Here is a 15,122-nt window from a genome sequence, read left to right as displayed (position 1 = left end):
GGCGGTCGTGTTGTCGGTGGCGCGATCCGTTGCGTGATCAGTTACGTTTTCTGGCGCGCGGATGCGCGCTGTCGTAGACGTGGGCGAGATGCTGGAAATCGAGCCCCGTATAAACCTGCGTTGCGGTGATGCTCGCGTGGCCGAGCAGTTCCTGCACCGCGCGCAGATCGCCGCTCGACTGCAATACGTGCGTCGCGAACGAATGCCGCAGCACGTGCGGATGCACGTTGGCGGGAATGCCGGCCGCGAGCGCCGCGCGCTTCACGCGCTCGCGCACGACGTTCGGCGAGAGCCGGTTGCCGCGTGCCGACAGAAAGAGCGGATGCGGATCGTGCTTCACCATCTGCCCGCGCACCGCGAGCCATGCGTTCAGCGCCGCCACCGCCTTGCCGCCGACCGGCACGACGCGGCGCCGGTTGCCCTTGCCGAGCACTTCGACTTCGGCCGAATCGAGCTTGAGCCAGCCGGCGGAGCGGTAGCCTTCGGTGTCGGCGAAACGGACGTCGAGGCCGACCAGTTCGGCGAGCCGCAGGCCGGACGAGTAGAACAGTTCGAGTATCGCGTGATCGCGCAGGCCCTCGGGCGAGTCGGCCGGCGGGTTGTCCATCAGACGCGCGGTGTCGTCGACGGACAGCGCCTTCGGTAGCGTTTTGGCCTGCTTCGGCGCGCGCACGGCCGCGACCGGATTGGCCGGCAGATCGACGCGGCCGGCGAGCCAGCGATAAAACGCGCGCCATGCCGACAGCCGGTGACCGATCGAGCGCGCCGTCAGGCCGCCCGCGTGTGCACGCGCGACGGCGCCGCGAATGTCGACCGCCGTGAGGCTTTCGAGCGGCCGGCCGTTGGCGAGCCGCTTCAGTTCCTCGAGTTCGTGCGTGTAGCCGCGCAGCGTATGCGCCGAGAGCCGCCGCTCGTGCTCGAGATGCGACAGGTAGGCGGCGATCGGGTCGGCGGCGGTCACGGTGGGTTGCGGCGGCGAGTGCGCGAGCGGCGCGGAATCAGCGCGGCAGCAGCCGGCTCAGCGCGGCGCTCGCGAGCGCGCCGATCTGCGTGAGGAAATCGGTCGCCATGCCGTCGTGGAAACGGCGCGCGTCGGCCGAACCCATCACGAGCAGGCCGAACGTGGGGGCAGTCTCGGCGCTTTCGGGGTCGCGTAACGCGAGCAGGGCGACCGATTCGGTCGCGTGGGCCGCTTCATCGGGTATGGCGCCGTTTTCGTCGGCCGCGCCGGTTGCTCCGTTCGCGCCACTCGCGGCGCCGTTCGCCGCCGGCACGAGCCATTGCGCGGCCTCGAAGCCGGTGTTCGCGCCGCAGTACGGCGTCGTCAGGCTGCTCGCGAAAATGCGCACTTCCTCGCTGACGTGGCGCGCGAAGTCGGCTTGCCCGTACGGCTCGGCGATGTCCCACACGCGCAGCGCCGCTTGCGGCACGTCGAAGATGTCGCGCAGACCGTTGGCGATCGTGCGCGGCAGTGCGTACGGATCGCGCTCCGCCATCACGCGGATGGTCCAGCGGTTGAACTTCGACGCGATGCTGTCGTTTTCGTGACCGTAGCGCAGCAGTTCGGCGAGGCGCCGTTCGAGATGCTTGTTCTTGTCGCGCAGCATCTCCATTTGCCGCTCCTGCAGCGAGACCGCGGCTTTGCCATGCGGATTCGCGAGCCGGATGGTCGCGAGCGTTTCCGCGTGTTCGACGAAGAATTCGGGGTTGGCGAGCAGGTATTCGGCGACTTCGCGATCGTTCATGGTTTCGGCTAAAGGACGACGGGACGGCCGCCGTGGGCGGCGCGCCGGTCAATGAGTTCAGGCAGCCGGCGCAACGGTGGTCCGTGTGCCGGATGAATCGTGCTGCGAATCGTTTTGCGACGTGGCGGACGGTGCGGCGGACGGTTCGTGGGCGAGGTCGGCGGCGAACGTATTGGCCAATTCGTCGGCCAGCTCGTCGGCCAATTCGATCTCGCCTTCGAAGACGGTCGCCGCGGGGCCGGCCATCAGCAACGGCGCGCCTTCCTGCGCGCCGTCCCAGGTGATCGTCAGATCGCCGCCGTGCGTATGCACGAGCACCGGCGAGTCGAGCAGCCCGCGCCGGATGCCGGCAGCGACGGCCGCGCACGCGCCCGTGCCGCACGCGAGCGTTTCGCCCGCGCCGCGCTCGTAGACGCGCAGGCGGATCTCGCTGCGGCTGACGATCTGCATGAAACCCGCGTTCACGCGCTGCGGGAAGCGGGCGTGCCGCTCGATCACCGGACCTTCGACGAGCACCGGGAACGCTTCGGCATCGTCAACGATCTGCACCGCGTGCGGATTGCCCATCGAGACGGCCGAAATCCAGCGCGTCGTGCCGTTCACGTCGAGCGGCCAGAGCGTGTCCGCGCCTTCGCGGCGGCCTTGCAGACCCTTGGCTGCGAACGGCACGAGCGCGGGATCGAATACGGGCGCGCCCATGTCGACGATCACCTCGCCGTTGTCCTGCATCGTCAGCGTGAGCGTGCCTTTCTGGACCTGCACGCGCACGCTGCGCTCGTCGGTGAGGCCGCGGTCGCGCACGAACTTGACGAAACAGCGCGCGCCGTTGCCGCAGTGCTCGACCTCGCCGCCGTCGCAATTGAAGATACGGTATCTGAAATCGACGCCTTCGACGGTCGGCTTCTCCACCAGCAGCAACTGGTCGGCGCCGACGCCGAAATGGCGGTTCGCGAGCGCGCGCACCTGCGCCGTGGTGAGGTTGACTGGCTGGGTGTAGCCGTCGAGCACGACGAAGTCGTTGCCCGCGCCATGCATTTTGGTGAATTTAAGCTTCACGTTTTCCGTGTATCCGTTGCTGCAGAGGGCTTCGTGGGTTCGAGCGAAGCCGGAATCCGGGACGGGCTGACGGCCTCGCCGTCGATGCGTTCGAGCCGTGTCAGACCAATAGTGGATGATACACGCAGTGCTCATGGCGCCGGTATCGACATCGCTCGGGGATGCGTCGCCGGGCGGCGATGTTGAACAGGTCGCCAGTGGCGAAAGTACTCCCCGCAACAATCGGGCGCTCGAATTACGCGAGAGATCCTGCTTTGAAAAAACACCTACCAACCAAAGCCGATAGATGTTTTTTCGGCCACGCTAGGTGCGGGGCCGCTTGTTGAATTCGACTCGTTTGAAATAGAGTCGGCTTCGCCCACGGCAGTCGCGGACGCGTGATTGGCAAACGAAAGAAAGCGCGCGTTGCCAGGGACATCAGCTGCTTCGTTCAGAGCAACGCAGAACGGCGCGTGAAGCGCCGTCCGGGAAGAATGTGGGTTTGTGAGCTACCCTCGGCGCTTATGTTTGCCGCGGAGCCGATGCGCTGCCAATACGATCGATATTGCGAATGCGAGGGAAATCAGGAACGTTACATCAAGATAGAGGTCTTCCAGATTCTCGTCGCCATAGACGCGAAAGAATGAACCGAATTGCACCAGCGCATCGGTTGCCCAGTCGGAAAACTGGATATGCCCGAAGCACCACATAAAGCCTGATGTGAGGGCAAGCGTTAAGGCGGTATAGAGACAAACCTTAAAGACAGTTGTCATTGAACGTCAACGGTTCCATAGGCGAAGCCCTTGCCACCGGGTACGGCGATCCGCGATGTTGCCAGCAGCCGCGCGCGAAGTCGCTCGAAGCCGACTGGATCGTCCAGAGTAATGCAGCCTTCGCTCAAATTTTGAGGGCCTCGGGGATGCAGTCGAAAGTTGCCCCTTGCAATGCCGTTTACGAATGTCCTGTCATCGATCTCTCCATCGTCTTTATAGAGTCCGAACCATTTGCTTCGGTCAGTTCCGTATAGATGCTGCAGAAAGAAATCGCGAAGATGTGTGAAGATGCCGCCCGATCCGCGATCAACTATGTAATAGCGGCCGGGCGGCAGCAGCCCGACGTTGGGAACTGCGATATAAGCGGGATTGTCCTTGCCGGCCTTATCGCCCGAAAAGACCGAGAAGTTTCCTACACCCGCGCAAGACAACGTCGACATCGTTTTTCCATTAAGACGGAACGTGCAGTTGATGGGTATATTTTTCTGGTTAGCGAGTTGTTAAATGGCCTATGAAGAGAACCACCCTAGCACTTGAGTGGTCCATTTATTGTCGAAAAATTGTCCGCGCGTCCTCCCGAACCGTGAGTCGTCGAATTTGCTGATGGTGTTCCAGGCAAGGCCAGGCGTGCTGCGGATAGGCGAACTATGCCGGGCGGGATCAACTTGCCGGAGTGTTGCGGATCGTTGCGAACTGCATTGGTGCGTCAAGCCGATTCGGCTGGCGGGCTGCGGCGGGAGCGGGCGGGACGGCACCTGTGCGATGAGTGAGGCAATGCCCGGCCGTGAAACGAAAAGCCGGCCTTTACAAGCCGGCTTTTCGTCTGGATATCTGGGTTCGCTTGCAAATCTGCGATATCACTCGCCCATCCGCCCCCACCCCTCAATACACCCCCGGCACCCCCGGCGGCCGCGTCTTGAACCGCTTGTGCACCCAGTAATACTGCTCGGGGATCAGCGGAATCTGCTCTTCCAGAAATTCGTTCATGCGGCGCGCGTCGATGTCGTCGTCGCCGCTCGGGTAGTTCTCCCAGGGCTTGAACACCTTGAGCCGATAACCCTTGTAGTTCGGCAGCACCTCGCCGATGAACGGCACGACCTGCGCGTGCCCCACCTTCGCGAGACGGCCGACCGCGGTCAGCGTGCAGGTCGGCACGCCGAAGAACGGCACGAACGTCGAATTGCGCGCGCCGTAGTCCATGTCCGCGCCGAGCATGACCGGCTTGCGCTCGCGCAGCCAGCGCAGCACGATGCGCGCGCTGTCGGCGCGGCTCGCCATGTCCGCGCCGAAACGCGCGCGCGCCGCCTTGGCGACCGCCTCGAGTTCCTGGTTCGACATCGGCTGATAGAGCGAGCCGCATTGGCGCCTGAGCGAATAGTTCAGGAAGATCGACCCGGCCTCGATACCGACGAAGTGAAAGCCGAGAAACAGCGTGGGCGGCAGATCCGGGTCCGTCAGATCGATTGCGCTATCGAGCTGGATCAGCTTTTCGAGCTTCTTCGCCGAGCCGAACCACTGCACGCTGCGTTCGAGATAGCTGCGGATCGCATGACGGAAATGCTTCTGCGCGACATCCTCGCGGCGCTCGTCGCTCCAGTCGGGGAAACACAGCTTGAGGTTCGTATGGACGATGCGCTTGCGGCGGCTCGGGAGCTGATAGAGCAGCCAGCCGAGGCCGTCGCCGAGACGGGCGACGAAACCATACGGCAGCAGCGCAAAGAGTTTGAGCAGCCCGATCGCGAGCTTCGCGCCGTAGCGGCTCAGCATGCCGCCTCCAGGCGCGCGGCGGCGCACGTGGCCGGAGGCGACGAATTCGGGACAGCGGAGAAATGGACGTGATGCCGCACTCGTGGACACTCTGTGACAATTATGGGAAGTCGCTATAATAAGGGCTTCGCCGAGTTAATAGACAACTTGCGGGGCGAAGCCGGCAGGTGCGATCCATGGGTTTCCATGCGATATCCGCGCCCAACGGTCAGGTAATCCGCTAAAGCGTCGCCGCTTCAGGCTCCCGAAGCTGGCTACGTGAAACTCAACCGTAACCACACAACAGGAGTCCGCAACGTGGCAAACGACTATCTCTTCACTTCCGAATCCGTTTCCGAAGGCCATCCCGACAAAGTCGCGGACCAGATCTCGGATGCCATCCTCGACGCCATCCTCACGCAAGACAAATACTCGCGCGTCGCAGCCGAAACGCTCTGCAATACGGGTCTCGTCGTGCTGGCCGGTGAAATCACCACGACCGCGAACGTCGACTACATCCAGGTCGCGCGCAACACGATCAAGCGCATCGGCTACGACAACACCGACTACGGCATCGACTACCGCGGTTGCGCGGTGCTCGTCGCGTACGACAAGCAATCGCCGGACATCGCCCAGGGCGTGGACCGCGCGCACGACAACAACCTCGATCAGGGCGCGGGCGACCAGGGCCTGATGTTCGGTTACGCGTGCGAGGAAACGCCGGAACTGATGCCGCTGCCGATCCACCTGTCGCACCGTCTCGTCGAGCGTCAGGCGAATCTGCGCCGCGACGGCCGTCTGCCCTGGCTGCGCCCCGATGCGAAGTCGCAGGTCACGGTGCGCTACGTCGACGGCAAGCCGCATTCGATCGACACGGTCGTGCTGTCCACCCAGCATTCGCCGGACATCAGTCTCGAAACGCTGCGCGAAGCGGTGATCGAGGAAGTCATCAAGCCGACGCTGCCGGCCGAACTCATCAAGGGCGACATCAAGTTCCTCGTGAACCCGACCGGTCGCTTCGTGATCGGCGGTCCGCAGGGCGATTGCGGTCTGACGGGCCGCAAGATCATCGTCGATACGTACGGCGGCGCAGCGCCCCACGGCGGCGGCGCGTTCTCGGGCAAGGACCCGTCGAAGGTCGACCGCTCGGCGGCTTACGCCGGCCGTTATGTCGCGAAGAACATCGTGGCCGCGGGTCTCGCGTCGCGCTGCCTGATCCAGGTGTCGTACGCGATCGGCGTGGCTCAGCCCACTTCGGTGATGGTCAACACGTTCGGCACGGGCCGCGTGTCGGATGCCACGATCACCGAACTCGTGCGTCAGCATTTCGATCTGCGTCCGAAGGGCATCATCCAGATGCTCGATCTGCTGCGCCCGATCTACGAGAAGAGCGCGGCCTACGGTCACTTCGGCCGCGAAGAGCCGGAATTCACGTGGGAAGCGACCGACAAGGCGCTGGCACTCGCCGAAGCTGCCGGCACCGAGCCGGTTGCCGCACTCGCCGAATAAGCGCGAGTCGACCGCATCAAGCTAAAAAACCCCGCCGGCGCGAGCCGGGCGGGGTTTTTCTTTATCGGACGTAGGTGATGTACCGGATGCGCTTGCCGCTGCGTTTGCCGCCGCGTTTTCCGTGTTACCGGCTCGCAAACGCAAACCACCCGCTGCTGCTCGTCGACAGCCGCCGCGGCCGGCGGCTCGTATGAACCTGCACGGCAGCCGGCGCGCGTTTCGCGGCGGTGAGACGCTGCGGCGTCGGCTTGCGCAGCAGCGTGCGCAGCGAGAAACGGCGCGCGCCGCTTTGCTGGCGCAGCGCCGAGAAGAACGTATGGAACCAGGTGCGGATGCCATCGACGGCCCTGGCGTCGCGCCATTGTTCGCCGAGCGCGCGCGTGCGGGCGGCATGGTGACGCAGCGCCCGCATCAGATGGCGGCGCGCAGGACGCGCCGCTTTCAGCGCGGCGCGAGTGAGACGGGTGCTCAGAAGAGTATGCATGGCTTCACAAGTAGGCAAAGTACCGCACGCCGAGACGCGCACCGGGATGTGCACGCGACGCAGCCCCCAACGTGCCGATGACGGGGTTGCGGTGAACGGCGTGAAAGCCGGAAATTTGGTGGGAAAACGCGAAGAAACCGGCGGCATGGGTCGCAATGGCCCGCGCGCGGCGCAGAAGTGCGTAAGCAGCGATCAACATGACACAGTAGGCTACACGCGATTCGTGACGTCAGAAAGTCCGTTTTTACCCTGCGGTTGCGGGTTTGCCCTGGATCGACGCGTCGCCCGAATCGTTGCGCGAGGCGTGCCGTTGTCCGCGAAAAAAGCCTGCTCGAAACGCTTGGCAAAAACGTCCGGCAAAAACGTCCCTCCGAAAGAACGCAGGCCGATCGCGCCCGTTTTACAATCAAAGATCAGTTAGCCGACAGTCATGGAACACCATGTCACTCCATTCGAAAAAAGAGCAGATTCACACGTTGCGGGAGCAGGGTTTTGTCGTGGTGCCGGGCCTGGTGGCGCCCGAGCGTTGTGAGGAACTGAAGCGGATCGCGCAGCAGCAGTTGCACGAAGCCGCGGCGCCGATCGAGTTCGAAGCGGATCTGCAGTATCCGGGCGCGCCGTCGTCGAAAGATGCCCTGGGCGGACATACGGTGCGACGTCTGCTCGACGCGTACGGGCGTCATCCGGCTTTCGCGCAATGGGCCACCGCGCCGGAAATTCGCGGCTGGATGGAGCTGTACTTCGGCGAGGAGCCGCGGCTGTCGCGCGCGCATCACAATTGCATGATGACCAAGCATCCCGCATACGGCAGCCTGACCGGCTGGCATCGCGACGTGCGCTACTGGTCGTTCGAGCGCGACGATCTCGTGTCGGTATGGCTCGCGGTCGGCCCCGAGACCGTCGACAACGGCGCACTGTGGTTCGTGCCGAAATCGCACGGCGCGGCGTTGACGTCGGACCGTTTCGACGAAGCCAGATTTTTCCGCGCCGATCTCGAAGAGAATCAGGCCGCGATTCGCACCGCGGTGTCGCCCGAGCTGAAGGCCGGCGACGTGGTGTTCTTCCACTGCAATACGCTGCATTCGGCCGGCAAGAATCTCAGCGATCAGGTGAAGTTTTCGCTGGTGTACACCTATCACGGCGTGAGCAACGTGCCGCTGCCCGGCACGCGTTCGGCCGCCAAGCCCGAGATCGCGTTCTAGGCTCGTGAACGACGACGGCGCCTGTCGCTCGCGTTCGCATTCGATCATCATGCGAATGCGAGCGACAGGCGCCGCATGTTCGGCAAGGCCTTTCCTTATTGCCTATTGCGCGCCCTGGCCGCACACCTTCGTTGCGACCTCGCGCATGCCCTCAACGCTTGCGCCCCGACAACGCCACGCCCGTCAGTCCCGCCAGCGTCGCCACCACGCCCGCGACGATCAGCACGATCGCCTTGTTGGTCGGCGAACCGGTAAAGAAGCGCGATACGTCGCTGCTCACCGAGTTGAACGCTTGCCCGCCGAAATACAGCAACACGATGCCGCCGACAATCAGCGCGATCGAAATCGCCTTCGTCATCTGCTTCTCCCATCAGCCTGATCCGGCCAGAGTGTAGGTGAGCCGTTCGCGATCGTCCATCCCGCATACTGGGTCCCTGCAAGGATGAAGTCGATTGGCTACCATAGCGGTCTCGCCGTACCACGACGACACCACCACAACAATCCTTCGAGCAGTACGCCTCTCGCATCGCGCGAATCCTCAAGCCCGCAATCGCCGGGCGATCTCATCGACAAGGACACTAGCAATGGCTTACGAAGCAGCTTCAGAACGCTATTCGGACATGCAATACCGCGTCTGCGGCAAATCGGGTCTCAAACTGCCGGCACTGTCGCTCGGCCTGTGGCACAACTTCGGCGACACCACGCCGATCTCCACGCAGCGCGACATCCTGCGCACGGCCTTCGATCTCGGCATCACCCACTTCGACCTCGCGAACAACTACGGCCCGCCGTACGGCAGCGCGGAAACCAACTTCGGCCGCCTCTTCAAGGACGATTTCAAACCGTATCGCGACGAGCTGCTGATTTCGTCGAAGGCCGGCTGGGACATGTGGCCGGGTCCGTACGGCCAGGGCGGCGGCTCGCGTAAGTACGTGCTCGCGAGTCTCGATCAGAGCCTCAAGCGCATGGGCCTCGATTACGTCGACATCTTCTATTCGCACCGCTTCGATGCGAATACGCCGCTCGAGGAAACTGCGGGTGCATTGGCGAGCGCGGTGCAGCAGGGCAAGGCGCTGTATATCGGCATCTCGTCGTACTCGTCCGCGAAGACGCGCGAAATGACGAAGCTGCTCGCCGAATACAAGGTGCCGCTGCTGATCCATCAGCCGTCGTACAACATGCTGAACCGCTGGATCGAGCGCGACCTGCTCGATACGCTCGAAGCGGTCGGCGCGGGCACGATCGTGTTCACGCCGCTCGCGCAAGGTTTGCTGACCAGCAAGTACCTGGACGGCGTGCCGTCCGACGCGCGCGTCAACAAGGCGGGCGGCGGTTCGCTGAAGCAGGAGCATCTGAGCGAGCAGAACCTCGAACACGTGCGCAAGCTCAACGACATCGCGCAACGTCGCGGCCAGAGCCTCGCGCAGATGGCGCTCGCGTGGGCCTTGCGCGATCAGCGCGTGACCTCGGTGCTGATCGGCGCGAGCCGGGCGGAGCAGGTGCGCGAGAACGTCGGCGCGCTGAAGAACCTCGCGTTCTCCGCCGACGAACTCGCCGAGATCGACCGCTACGCGACCGAAGGCGGGATCAACCTGTGGGAAAAGCCGTCGACGGATCAGGCAATCTGATCGCGTAACGGACACGCGACGGACGCGCCGGCGACAAGTGAGTCAGCCGGCCGTCCACCGTGTTAGCAGAGACGAAAAAAACCGCCGACGCTTCACGCGAAGGCGGTTTTTTATATGGCTTGCGCTAGACGAGCGCGGGCAGCCCTTCGACCAGCGCCACCGCGCACACGACGCCGATCAGCGCGCCCAGCACGCGCAGCGCGTTGTGCCGCACTTCGGTCTTGCAGGGCAGCGCACCGACGAACAACGCGCCCGCCAGCGCCATCGGAATGACCAGAATGAAATCGCTGATCGTAAAGTACGTCGTCATATTCGTCTCCTCGCATGCAAGAGTGGCTATGCATTTCCGGCGCGGACTGCGGGCTGAAACTCTGCCGCGTCCGAACTCGTTTCGAGTATAGGAGACCGTTGGACGGCCATCACGGCGCGAGATGGCGTCCAGGGGGCTCAACGGTGCTTATTCGCAAACCGCTGAACCCCGTCCGACAGGGCTTGCGGCGATTGATGCGGCGCAGCAAGCATGGTCGGAAACTATGAAGTGTTCGTTTACGTACGCCTTACGTTCAGGCGCGATTCGATGCGCGCTGGTTCGATACGGCATCGTTCACCGGCTACTCGCGGCGGCGCAGCCGCATCGCGGCAAGCAGTCCGATGACGAGCAGCGTTCCCACCAGCCCGGCCACCCCATTCCAGCCATGACTGGCCCACACGCGGCCGCCGTACGAGCCGACCACGCTCGAACCGATGTAGTACGCGAGCAGGTACAGCGCGGCGGCCTGGCCTTTTGCCTCTTTCGCGAGCCGGCCGACCCAGCCGCTCGCCACCGCGTGGCCGGCGAAGAAGCCGAATGTCAGGCAGGCGATGCCGGTGGCGATCGCCGCGAGCGGATGCAGCATCGTCAGCGCGAGACCGAACGCCATCAGCAGCAGGCTCGCCATCAGCACGCGCGCGCGGCCGAACGTATCGGCCATGCGCCCCGACCACGGCGAGGCGACCACGCCGGTCAGATACACGACGAAAATCGCGCCGATCTCTGTCTGGTTCAGGCGATACGGCGGCGCGAGCAGCCGGTAGCCGATGTAGTTGTACAGCGTGACGAAGCTGCCCATCAGTACGAAGCCGAGCAGGAACAGCAACGGCAGCCCGGGCCGCGTGAACTGCTTGAGCAGCGCGGTGCGGTGATGGGCGAAGCCGAGTCCGCGACGCGGCACGAAGTGGCGCGACGGCGGCAGCAGCGCGCGGAACGCGAGCATCGACAGCAGGCCGAGCACGCCGATCGTACCGATCGCGACGCGCCACGAGAACAGATCGGCGACCACGCCGGTAATCACGCGCCCGGCCATGCCGCCGATCGCCGTGCCGCCGACGTAAAGCCCCATCGCGAGACCGAGGCCGTCGGGATGCACTTCCTCGGCGAGATAGGCCATCGCGACGGCCGGTACGCCGCCGAGCGCGAGCCCTTCGAGAAAGCGCAGCGCGAGCAGCTGATGCCAGTGCGGCGCGATCGACACGCCGATGGTCAGCACCGCCGATACCGTGAGCGATGTCGTCATCAGCTTGTGGCGGCTCCAGCCTTCGGAGACGAAGCCCGCGACGAAGATCGAGAGCGCGAGCGCGGCGGTGGAGAGCGACAGCGACAGGCTGCTCTGCGCGGGCGTCACGCCGAACGCATCGGAAAACGACGGCAGCAGCGGCTGCACGCAGTAGAGCAGCGAGAACGTCGCGTAACCGGCGAACAGCAGTGCGATAGCGGCGCGCCAGTAGGCGCGCGTGCCCCGTTCGAGATAGGGGATGTCCGCCGCCGCCGGGGCGGCGGCCGGGGAGGGAACGGCAGAAGCAGTCCGCTGGGATTCCGGCGGGAGGGTCACGACAAGACTCCTTGGGGCACGCAAAAAAGCACAAAAGCGTTAAGAATACGCGGAAAAGCGGATTCGGGACGTTGGCGTGGGCAAAGCGGCGCCGCGCGCAGCCAGCAGGATGGGCGGTTGGCGGTGCCGCGAAAGCGACTGCCGCGACCCGACTGCGCGGCCCTTGTCGCCAATACCGCTAGCCGCGCTAACCGCTTTTTGCCACCGCGCCGGCCGGCGTTGGCGTCGAGGCCGGCGGATGCACGATCTCGTCCTCGCCCGGCAGCGCCGACACATCCCAGCCACCGCCGAGCGCCTTCACGAGCGCGACGCTCGCGGCCATCCGCCGGCGCGCGATTGCTACCGCGTTGCGTTCGTTGGTGAGCGCGGTCGTCTGCGCGACGACCACATCGAGATAGGTGATCGCGCCGTTCCTGTAGCGGTCCGACACGACCGCGAGCGAGCGCTGCGCGGCGGCCACCGCGTCGTCCTGCGCCGCGGCTTCCTGTTCGAGCACGCGCAGCGCGGCCAGGTTGTCCTCGACCTGGCCGAACGCGTCGAGCACCGTCTGCCGGTATTGCGCGACGCTTTCGTCGTAATGCGCGCGCGCCTGTTCCTTGACGGCCGCGCGTCCGCCGAAGTCGAGCAGCGTGCCCGCGAGCGTCGGCCCGAGCGACCAGAGCCGGCTCGGCGCGAGCAGCCACTGGCTGTAGTTGGTCGCTTCGAGGCCGCCCGTCACGGAGAGGATCAGGTTCGGGAAAAACGCCGCCGTCGCGACGCCGATCTGCGCGTTCATGGCGGCGACGTGCCGCTCCGCCGCCGCGATGTCGGGCCGCCGTTCGAGCAGATCCGACGGCACGCCGCTCGCCGCGACGACCGGCGCGGCCACGAGCGGCGCAACGGACAGCGTGAAGGTCGAGGGCGGTTGGCCGATCAGGATCGCGATCGCGTGTTCGAGTTGCGCGCGCTGCACACCGAGGTCGAGCGCCTGCGCCTGGGTGGTCTTCAACTGCGCTTGCGCCTGCGCGACGTCGGCGTCGGTGGCGATGCCGCCCGCGTAGCGATGCTGCGTCAACTCCAGCGCTTCCTCGTAGGCCTTGATCGTGTCGTCGAGTAGCCGGCGTTCCTGATCGAGTCCGCGCAGCTCGAAGTAGTCGGTGGCGAGTTCGGCCTGCATCGACAGCAGCGCGGCGTCGACGTCGGCGGCACTCGCCTGCGCGGCGGCCTTCGCGCCTTCGACGCTGCGCGAGATGCGGCCCCACAGGTCCGGCTCCCACGAGGCGTCGGCCTGCACGATGTAGTCGTTCAGCGTGAGGCCGGCGGTCGATTTATGCAGCACGTTCTCCGAGGTTCGCGTGCGCGAAAAGCCGGCGCCCGCCGTGACCACCGGGAAAAAATTCGAGCGATATTGCGCGACGGTCGCGCGGGCCGCGCGAAAACGCGCTTCGGCGGCCTGCACGTCCTGGTTCTCGCTCGCGACCCGCTGTTCGAGCGCATCGAGCGACGGGTCCGCGTAGATGTGCCACCACGCGCCGCGCGTGAGCGTGTCGGCCGGTTGCGCGGGCTTCCAGCCGGTGCCTTCGAGTTCGCGCCAGGTCGCGGGCGTGACGGCGGCCGGCTTCACGTAGTCGGGGCCGACGGTGCAGGCGCTCAGTGCACAGACGAGTGTCAGTGCCGATGTCAGTGTGAATGTCAGCGCAAGTACCGGGGCACGGCGCGGAACCGGCCTCTTCATGATTGCGTCCTCGCGGCCCGCTTCGCGCGGCCCTGCACGGCTGGCGCGCTGGCCGCCGCGCCGGTTGTGCCGGCCGTCCCTGCCGTATCGCTTGCACCGTTCGCCCCTTCCGCCGCATTCGCCGCCGGCTTGCGCGACACGATCCGCACCGGCGCGCCATCGACGATCGAATCCTGCGGATTCAGAATCACCAGTTCGTTGCCCTGCAAACCCGAGGCGATCGCGACGCGCGTGCCGAAGTCCGTGCCGAGCGACACCGGCAGCAGCTTTACCTTGTGCTGCGCGTCGACGGTCGCGACCTTCACGCCGTCGGGCCGGAACAGCAGCGCATTGCCCGGCAGCGTGAACGGCGCCGCGCCCGCGCCGAGCGCGAAATGCACCTGCGCATACGCACCCGGCAACAGTTCGCCACCGCGATTGTCGACGTCGACCTCGACGAGCATCGTGCGCTGCTGTGCATCGACCGCGCCCGCCGTGCGCGCGACCGTGCCCGGATAATGCCGCGACGGCGTTTCGGTCAGCGTCAGATAGGCGCTTTGCTGTGCGCGCACCTGCTGCGCGTAGGCCTGCGGCACGTTCACGTAGACACGCAGACGGTCCGCCTGCGCGACATGAAACAGCTCCTTCGCGGGACCGCCCGCGCTGCCCGCGTCGATCAACGCGCCGACGTCGACGTTGCGCGCGGTCACGGTGCCGTCGAACGGCGCATAGACCTTCTGGAACGACTGCGTTTTTTCGAGCCGCGCGACGTTGAAGTGCGCGGCATCGAGCGTGGCTTTTTTCGCGAGCATGTCGCCGACTTTCTCGTCGGTCTCCTGCTTCGAGACCGACTTGTTCTTCAGCATGTCGCTCCAGCGGTCGGCCGTGCTTTTCGCGAGCGCGTAGTTCGCCTGGGCGTTCGCGAGATCGGCACGGGCGGCGCGCAACTGGTCGTCGACTTCGGGGGTGTCGATTTCCGCGAGCAACTGGCCGCTTTTCACATGCGCGCCGATATCGGCGTACCACTTCTTCAGATAGCCGTTGGTGCGCGCGTAGATCGGCGTATCGAGAAAGGCCTGCACGTTGCCGGGCAGCACGAGATCGAGCCCCGCCGACGACTTCTGCGGCAGCACGACTTCGACGCTCGTCTGGCTCGCGTGCTCGGCATCGCGTTCGAGCGCCGCGTGCGCATCGCGGCGCGACCAGATGCCTTGCGCGGCGAGCGCGAGTACCGCGACCGCCGCCCCGATCGCGAGCCAGCGCGTGCGCCGCGCTTTGGCGGGATCGTGCGCCGCGCCGTGCTCTGCACCCGAGCCCGATCCCGAGCCGTTCGGACGTTGTGCTTCCATCAAACTTCCCCTCTGGAAATGCATGGGCAGTCGACGCTGCCTTTCGTATGGCCGCGGCCTGCGCCTGCATCGGTGCCTGCATCTATGCCT

The 15,122-nt window shown here is 65.2% G+C and carries 16 protein-coding genes; 4 read left to right on the top strand and 12 right to left on the bottom strand.

Annotated elements, in window-relative coordinates; translation table 11 throughout:
- Window positions 1–37: 37 nt before the first annotated feature.
- The 6 genes from xerC to GXB81_RS16750 all read right to left on the bottom strand — a co-directional run bounded on the left by xerC (window position 38) and on the right by GXB81_RS16750 (window position 5,320).
- Window positions 38–961 carry a tyrosine recombinase XerC gene (gene xerC, locus GXB81_RS16775; protein WP_167042170.1) on the bottom strand — a complete coding sequence of 308 codons (924 nt, stop codon included), beginning with the start codon at window positions 959–961 and terminating at the stop codon, window positions 38–40.
- Window positions 962–998: 37 nt separating this feature from the next.
- On the bottom strand, window positions 999–1,745 hold the full coding sequence (locus GXB81_RS16770) for a DUF484 family protein (protein WP_167042172.1): 747 nt from the start codon (window positions 1,743–1,745) through the stop codon (window positions 999–1,001).
- Between the two features lie 57 nt (window positions 1,746–1,802).
- Complete coding sequence (gene dapF, locus GXB81_RS16765; protein WP_205989814.1) at window positions 1,803–2,801, bottom strand: diaminopimelate epimerase; 999 nt, start codon at window positions 2,799–2,801, stop codon at window positions 1,803–1,805.
- 488 nt (window positions 2,802–3,289) lie between these two features.
- Complete coding sequence (locus GXB81_RS16760; protein WP_240158935.1) at window positions 3,290–3,553, bottom strand: non-ribosomal peptide synthetase; 264 nt, start codon at window positions 3,551–3,553, stop codon at window positions 3,290–3,292.
- On the bottom strand, window positions 3,550–3,993 hold the full coding sequence (locus tag GXB81_RS16755; protein ID WP_205192848.1) for a DUF2778 domain-containing protein: 444 nt from the start codon (window positions 3,991–3,993) through the stop codon (window positions 3,550–3,552). Before GXB81_RS16755 ends, GXB81_RS16760 begins: the two co-directional genes overlap by 4 nt.
- 442 nt (window positions 3,994–4,435) lie before the next feature.
- On the bottom strand, window positions 4,436–5,320 hold the full coding sequence (locus tag GXB81_RS16750; protein WP_167042176.1) for a lipid A biosynthesis lauroyl acyltransferase: 885 nt from the start codon (window positions 5,318–5,320) through the stop codon (window positions 4,436–4,438).
- 297 nt (window positions 5,321–5,617) lie between these two features.
- Here GXB81_RS16750 and metK point away from each other — a divergent pair, with 297 nt between their 5' ends.
- Window positions 5,618–6,808, top strand: a complete 1,191-nt coding sequence (gene metK / locus GXB81_RS16745; protein ID WP_167282231.1) for a methionine adenosyltransferase — start codon at window positions 5,618–5,620, stop codon at window positions 6,806–6,808.
- 124 nt (window positions 6,809–6,932) lie between these two features.
- On the opposite strand, the gene GXB81_RS16740 is transcribed toward metK, so the two are convergent.
- Window positions 6,933–7,292, bottom strand: coding sequence for a hypothetical protein (locus tag GXB81_RS16740; protein ID WP_167042180.1), 360 nt, complete (start codon window positions 7,290–7,292; stop codon window positions 6,933–6,935).
- Between GXB81_RS16740 and GXB81_RS16735 the strand changes: the two genes are divergently transcribed.
- Both GXB81_RS16735 and GXB81_RS16730 read left to right on the top strand, forming a co-directional pair.
- Entirely contained in the window at window positions 7,291–7,713 is a 423-nt protein-coding gene (locus tag GXB81_RS16735) for a hypothetical protein (protein ID WP_205989813.1), read from the top strand. The genes GXB81_RS16740 and GXB81_RS16735 overlap by 2 nt on opposite strands.
- 19 nt (window positions 7,714–7,732) lie before the next feature.
- Window positions 7,733–8,494, top strand: a complete 762-nt coding sequence (locus GXB81_RS16730; protein ID WP_205989812.1) for a phytanoyl-CoA dioxygenase family protein — start codon at window positions 7,733–7,735, stop codon at window positions 8,492–8,494.
- 151 nt (window positions 8,495–8,645) lie between these two features.
- On the opposite strand, the gene GXB81_RS16725 is transcribed toward GXB81_RS16730, so the two are convergent.
- The gene (locus tag GXB81_RS16725; RefSeq protein WP_167282239.1) at window positions 8,646–8,852 is read right to left on the bottom strand and encodes a DUF3185 family protein; all 207 of its coding nucleotides are present in this window, start codon (window positions 8,850–8,852) and stop codon (window positions 8,646–8,648) included.
- A gap of 226 nt (window positions 8,853–9,078) precedes the next feature.
- Here GXB81_RS16725 and mgrA point away from each other — a divergent pair, with 226 nt between their 5' ends.
- Window positions 9,079–10,122 (top strand): L-glyceraldehyde 3-phosphate reductase, encoded by a 1,044-nt coding sequence (gene mgrA / locus GXB81_RS16720; protein ID WP_205989811.1) that lies wholly within the window; start codon window positions 9,079–9,081, stop codon window positions 10,120–10,122.
- Window positions 10,123–10,246: 124 nt separating this feature from the next.
- Here mgrA and GXB81_RS16715 read toward each other — a convergent pair whose 3' ends face one another.
- The 4 genes from GXB81_RS16715 to GXB81_RS16700 form a co-directional block, all read right to left on the bottom strand.
- Window positions 10,247–10,432: a hypothetical protein gene (locus tag GXB81_RS16715; protein WP_167042188.1), complete on the bottom strand. Its 186-nt coding sequence runs from the start codon at window positions 10,430–10,432 to the stop codon at window positions 10,247–10,249.
- A 301-nt stretch (window positions 10,433–10,733) separates the two neighbouring features.
- On the bottom strand, window positions 10,734–11,990 hold the full coding sequence (locus tag GXB81_RS16710) for an MFS transporter (RefSeq protein WP_167042190.1): 1,257 nt from the start codon (window positions 11,988–11,990) through the stop codon (window positions 10,734–10,736).
- Window positions 11,991–12,177: 187 nt separating this feature from the next.
- Window positions 12,178–13,704 (bottom strand): efflux transporter outer membrane subunit, encoded by a 1,527-nt coding sequence (locus tag GXB81_RS16705; RefSeq protein WP_241016405.1) that lies wholly within the window; start codon window positions 13,702–13,704, stop codon window positions 12,178–12,180.
- On the bottom strand, window positions 13,701–15,032 hold the full coding sequence (locus GXB81_RS16700) for an efflux RND transporter periplasmic adaptor subunit (protein ID WP_205989810.1): 1,332 nt from the start codon (window positions 15,030–15,032) through the stop codon (window positions 13,701–13,703). The genes GXB81_RS16705 and GXB81_RS16700 overlap by 4 nt, the downstream gene beginning before the upstream one ends.
- Between the last annotated feature and the right edge of the window lie 90 nt (window positions 15,033–15,122).

Source organism: Paraburkholderia sp. Ac-20336 (assembly GCF_017105025.1).
GTDB lineage: Bacteria > Pseudomonadota > Gammaproteobacteria > Burkholderiales > Burkholderiaceae > Paraburkholderia.
The sequence above is the reverse complement of the archived record's forward strand: the minus strand, read 5'-3'. Positions and strand labels throughout refer to the sequence as shown.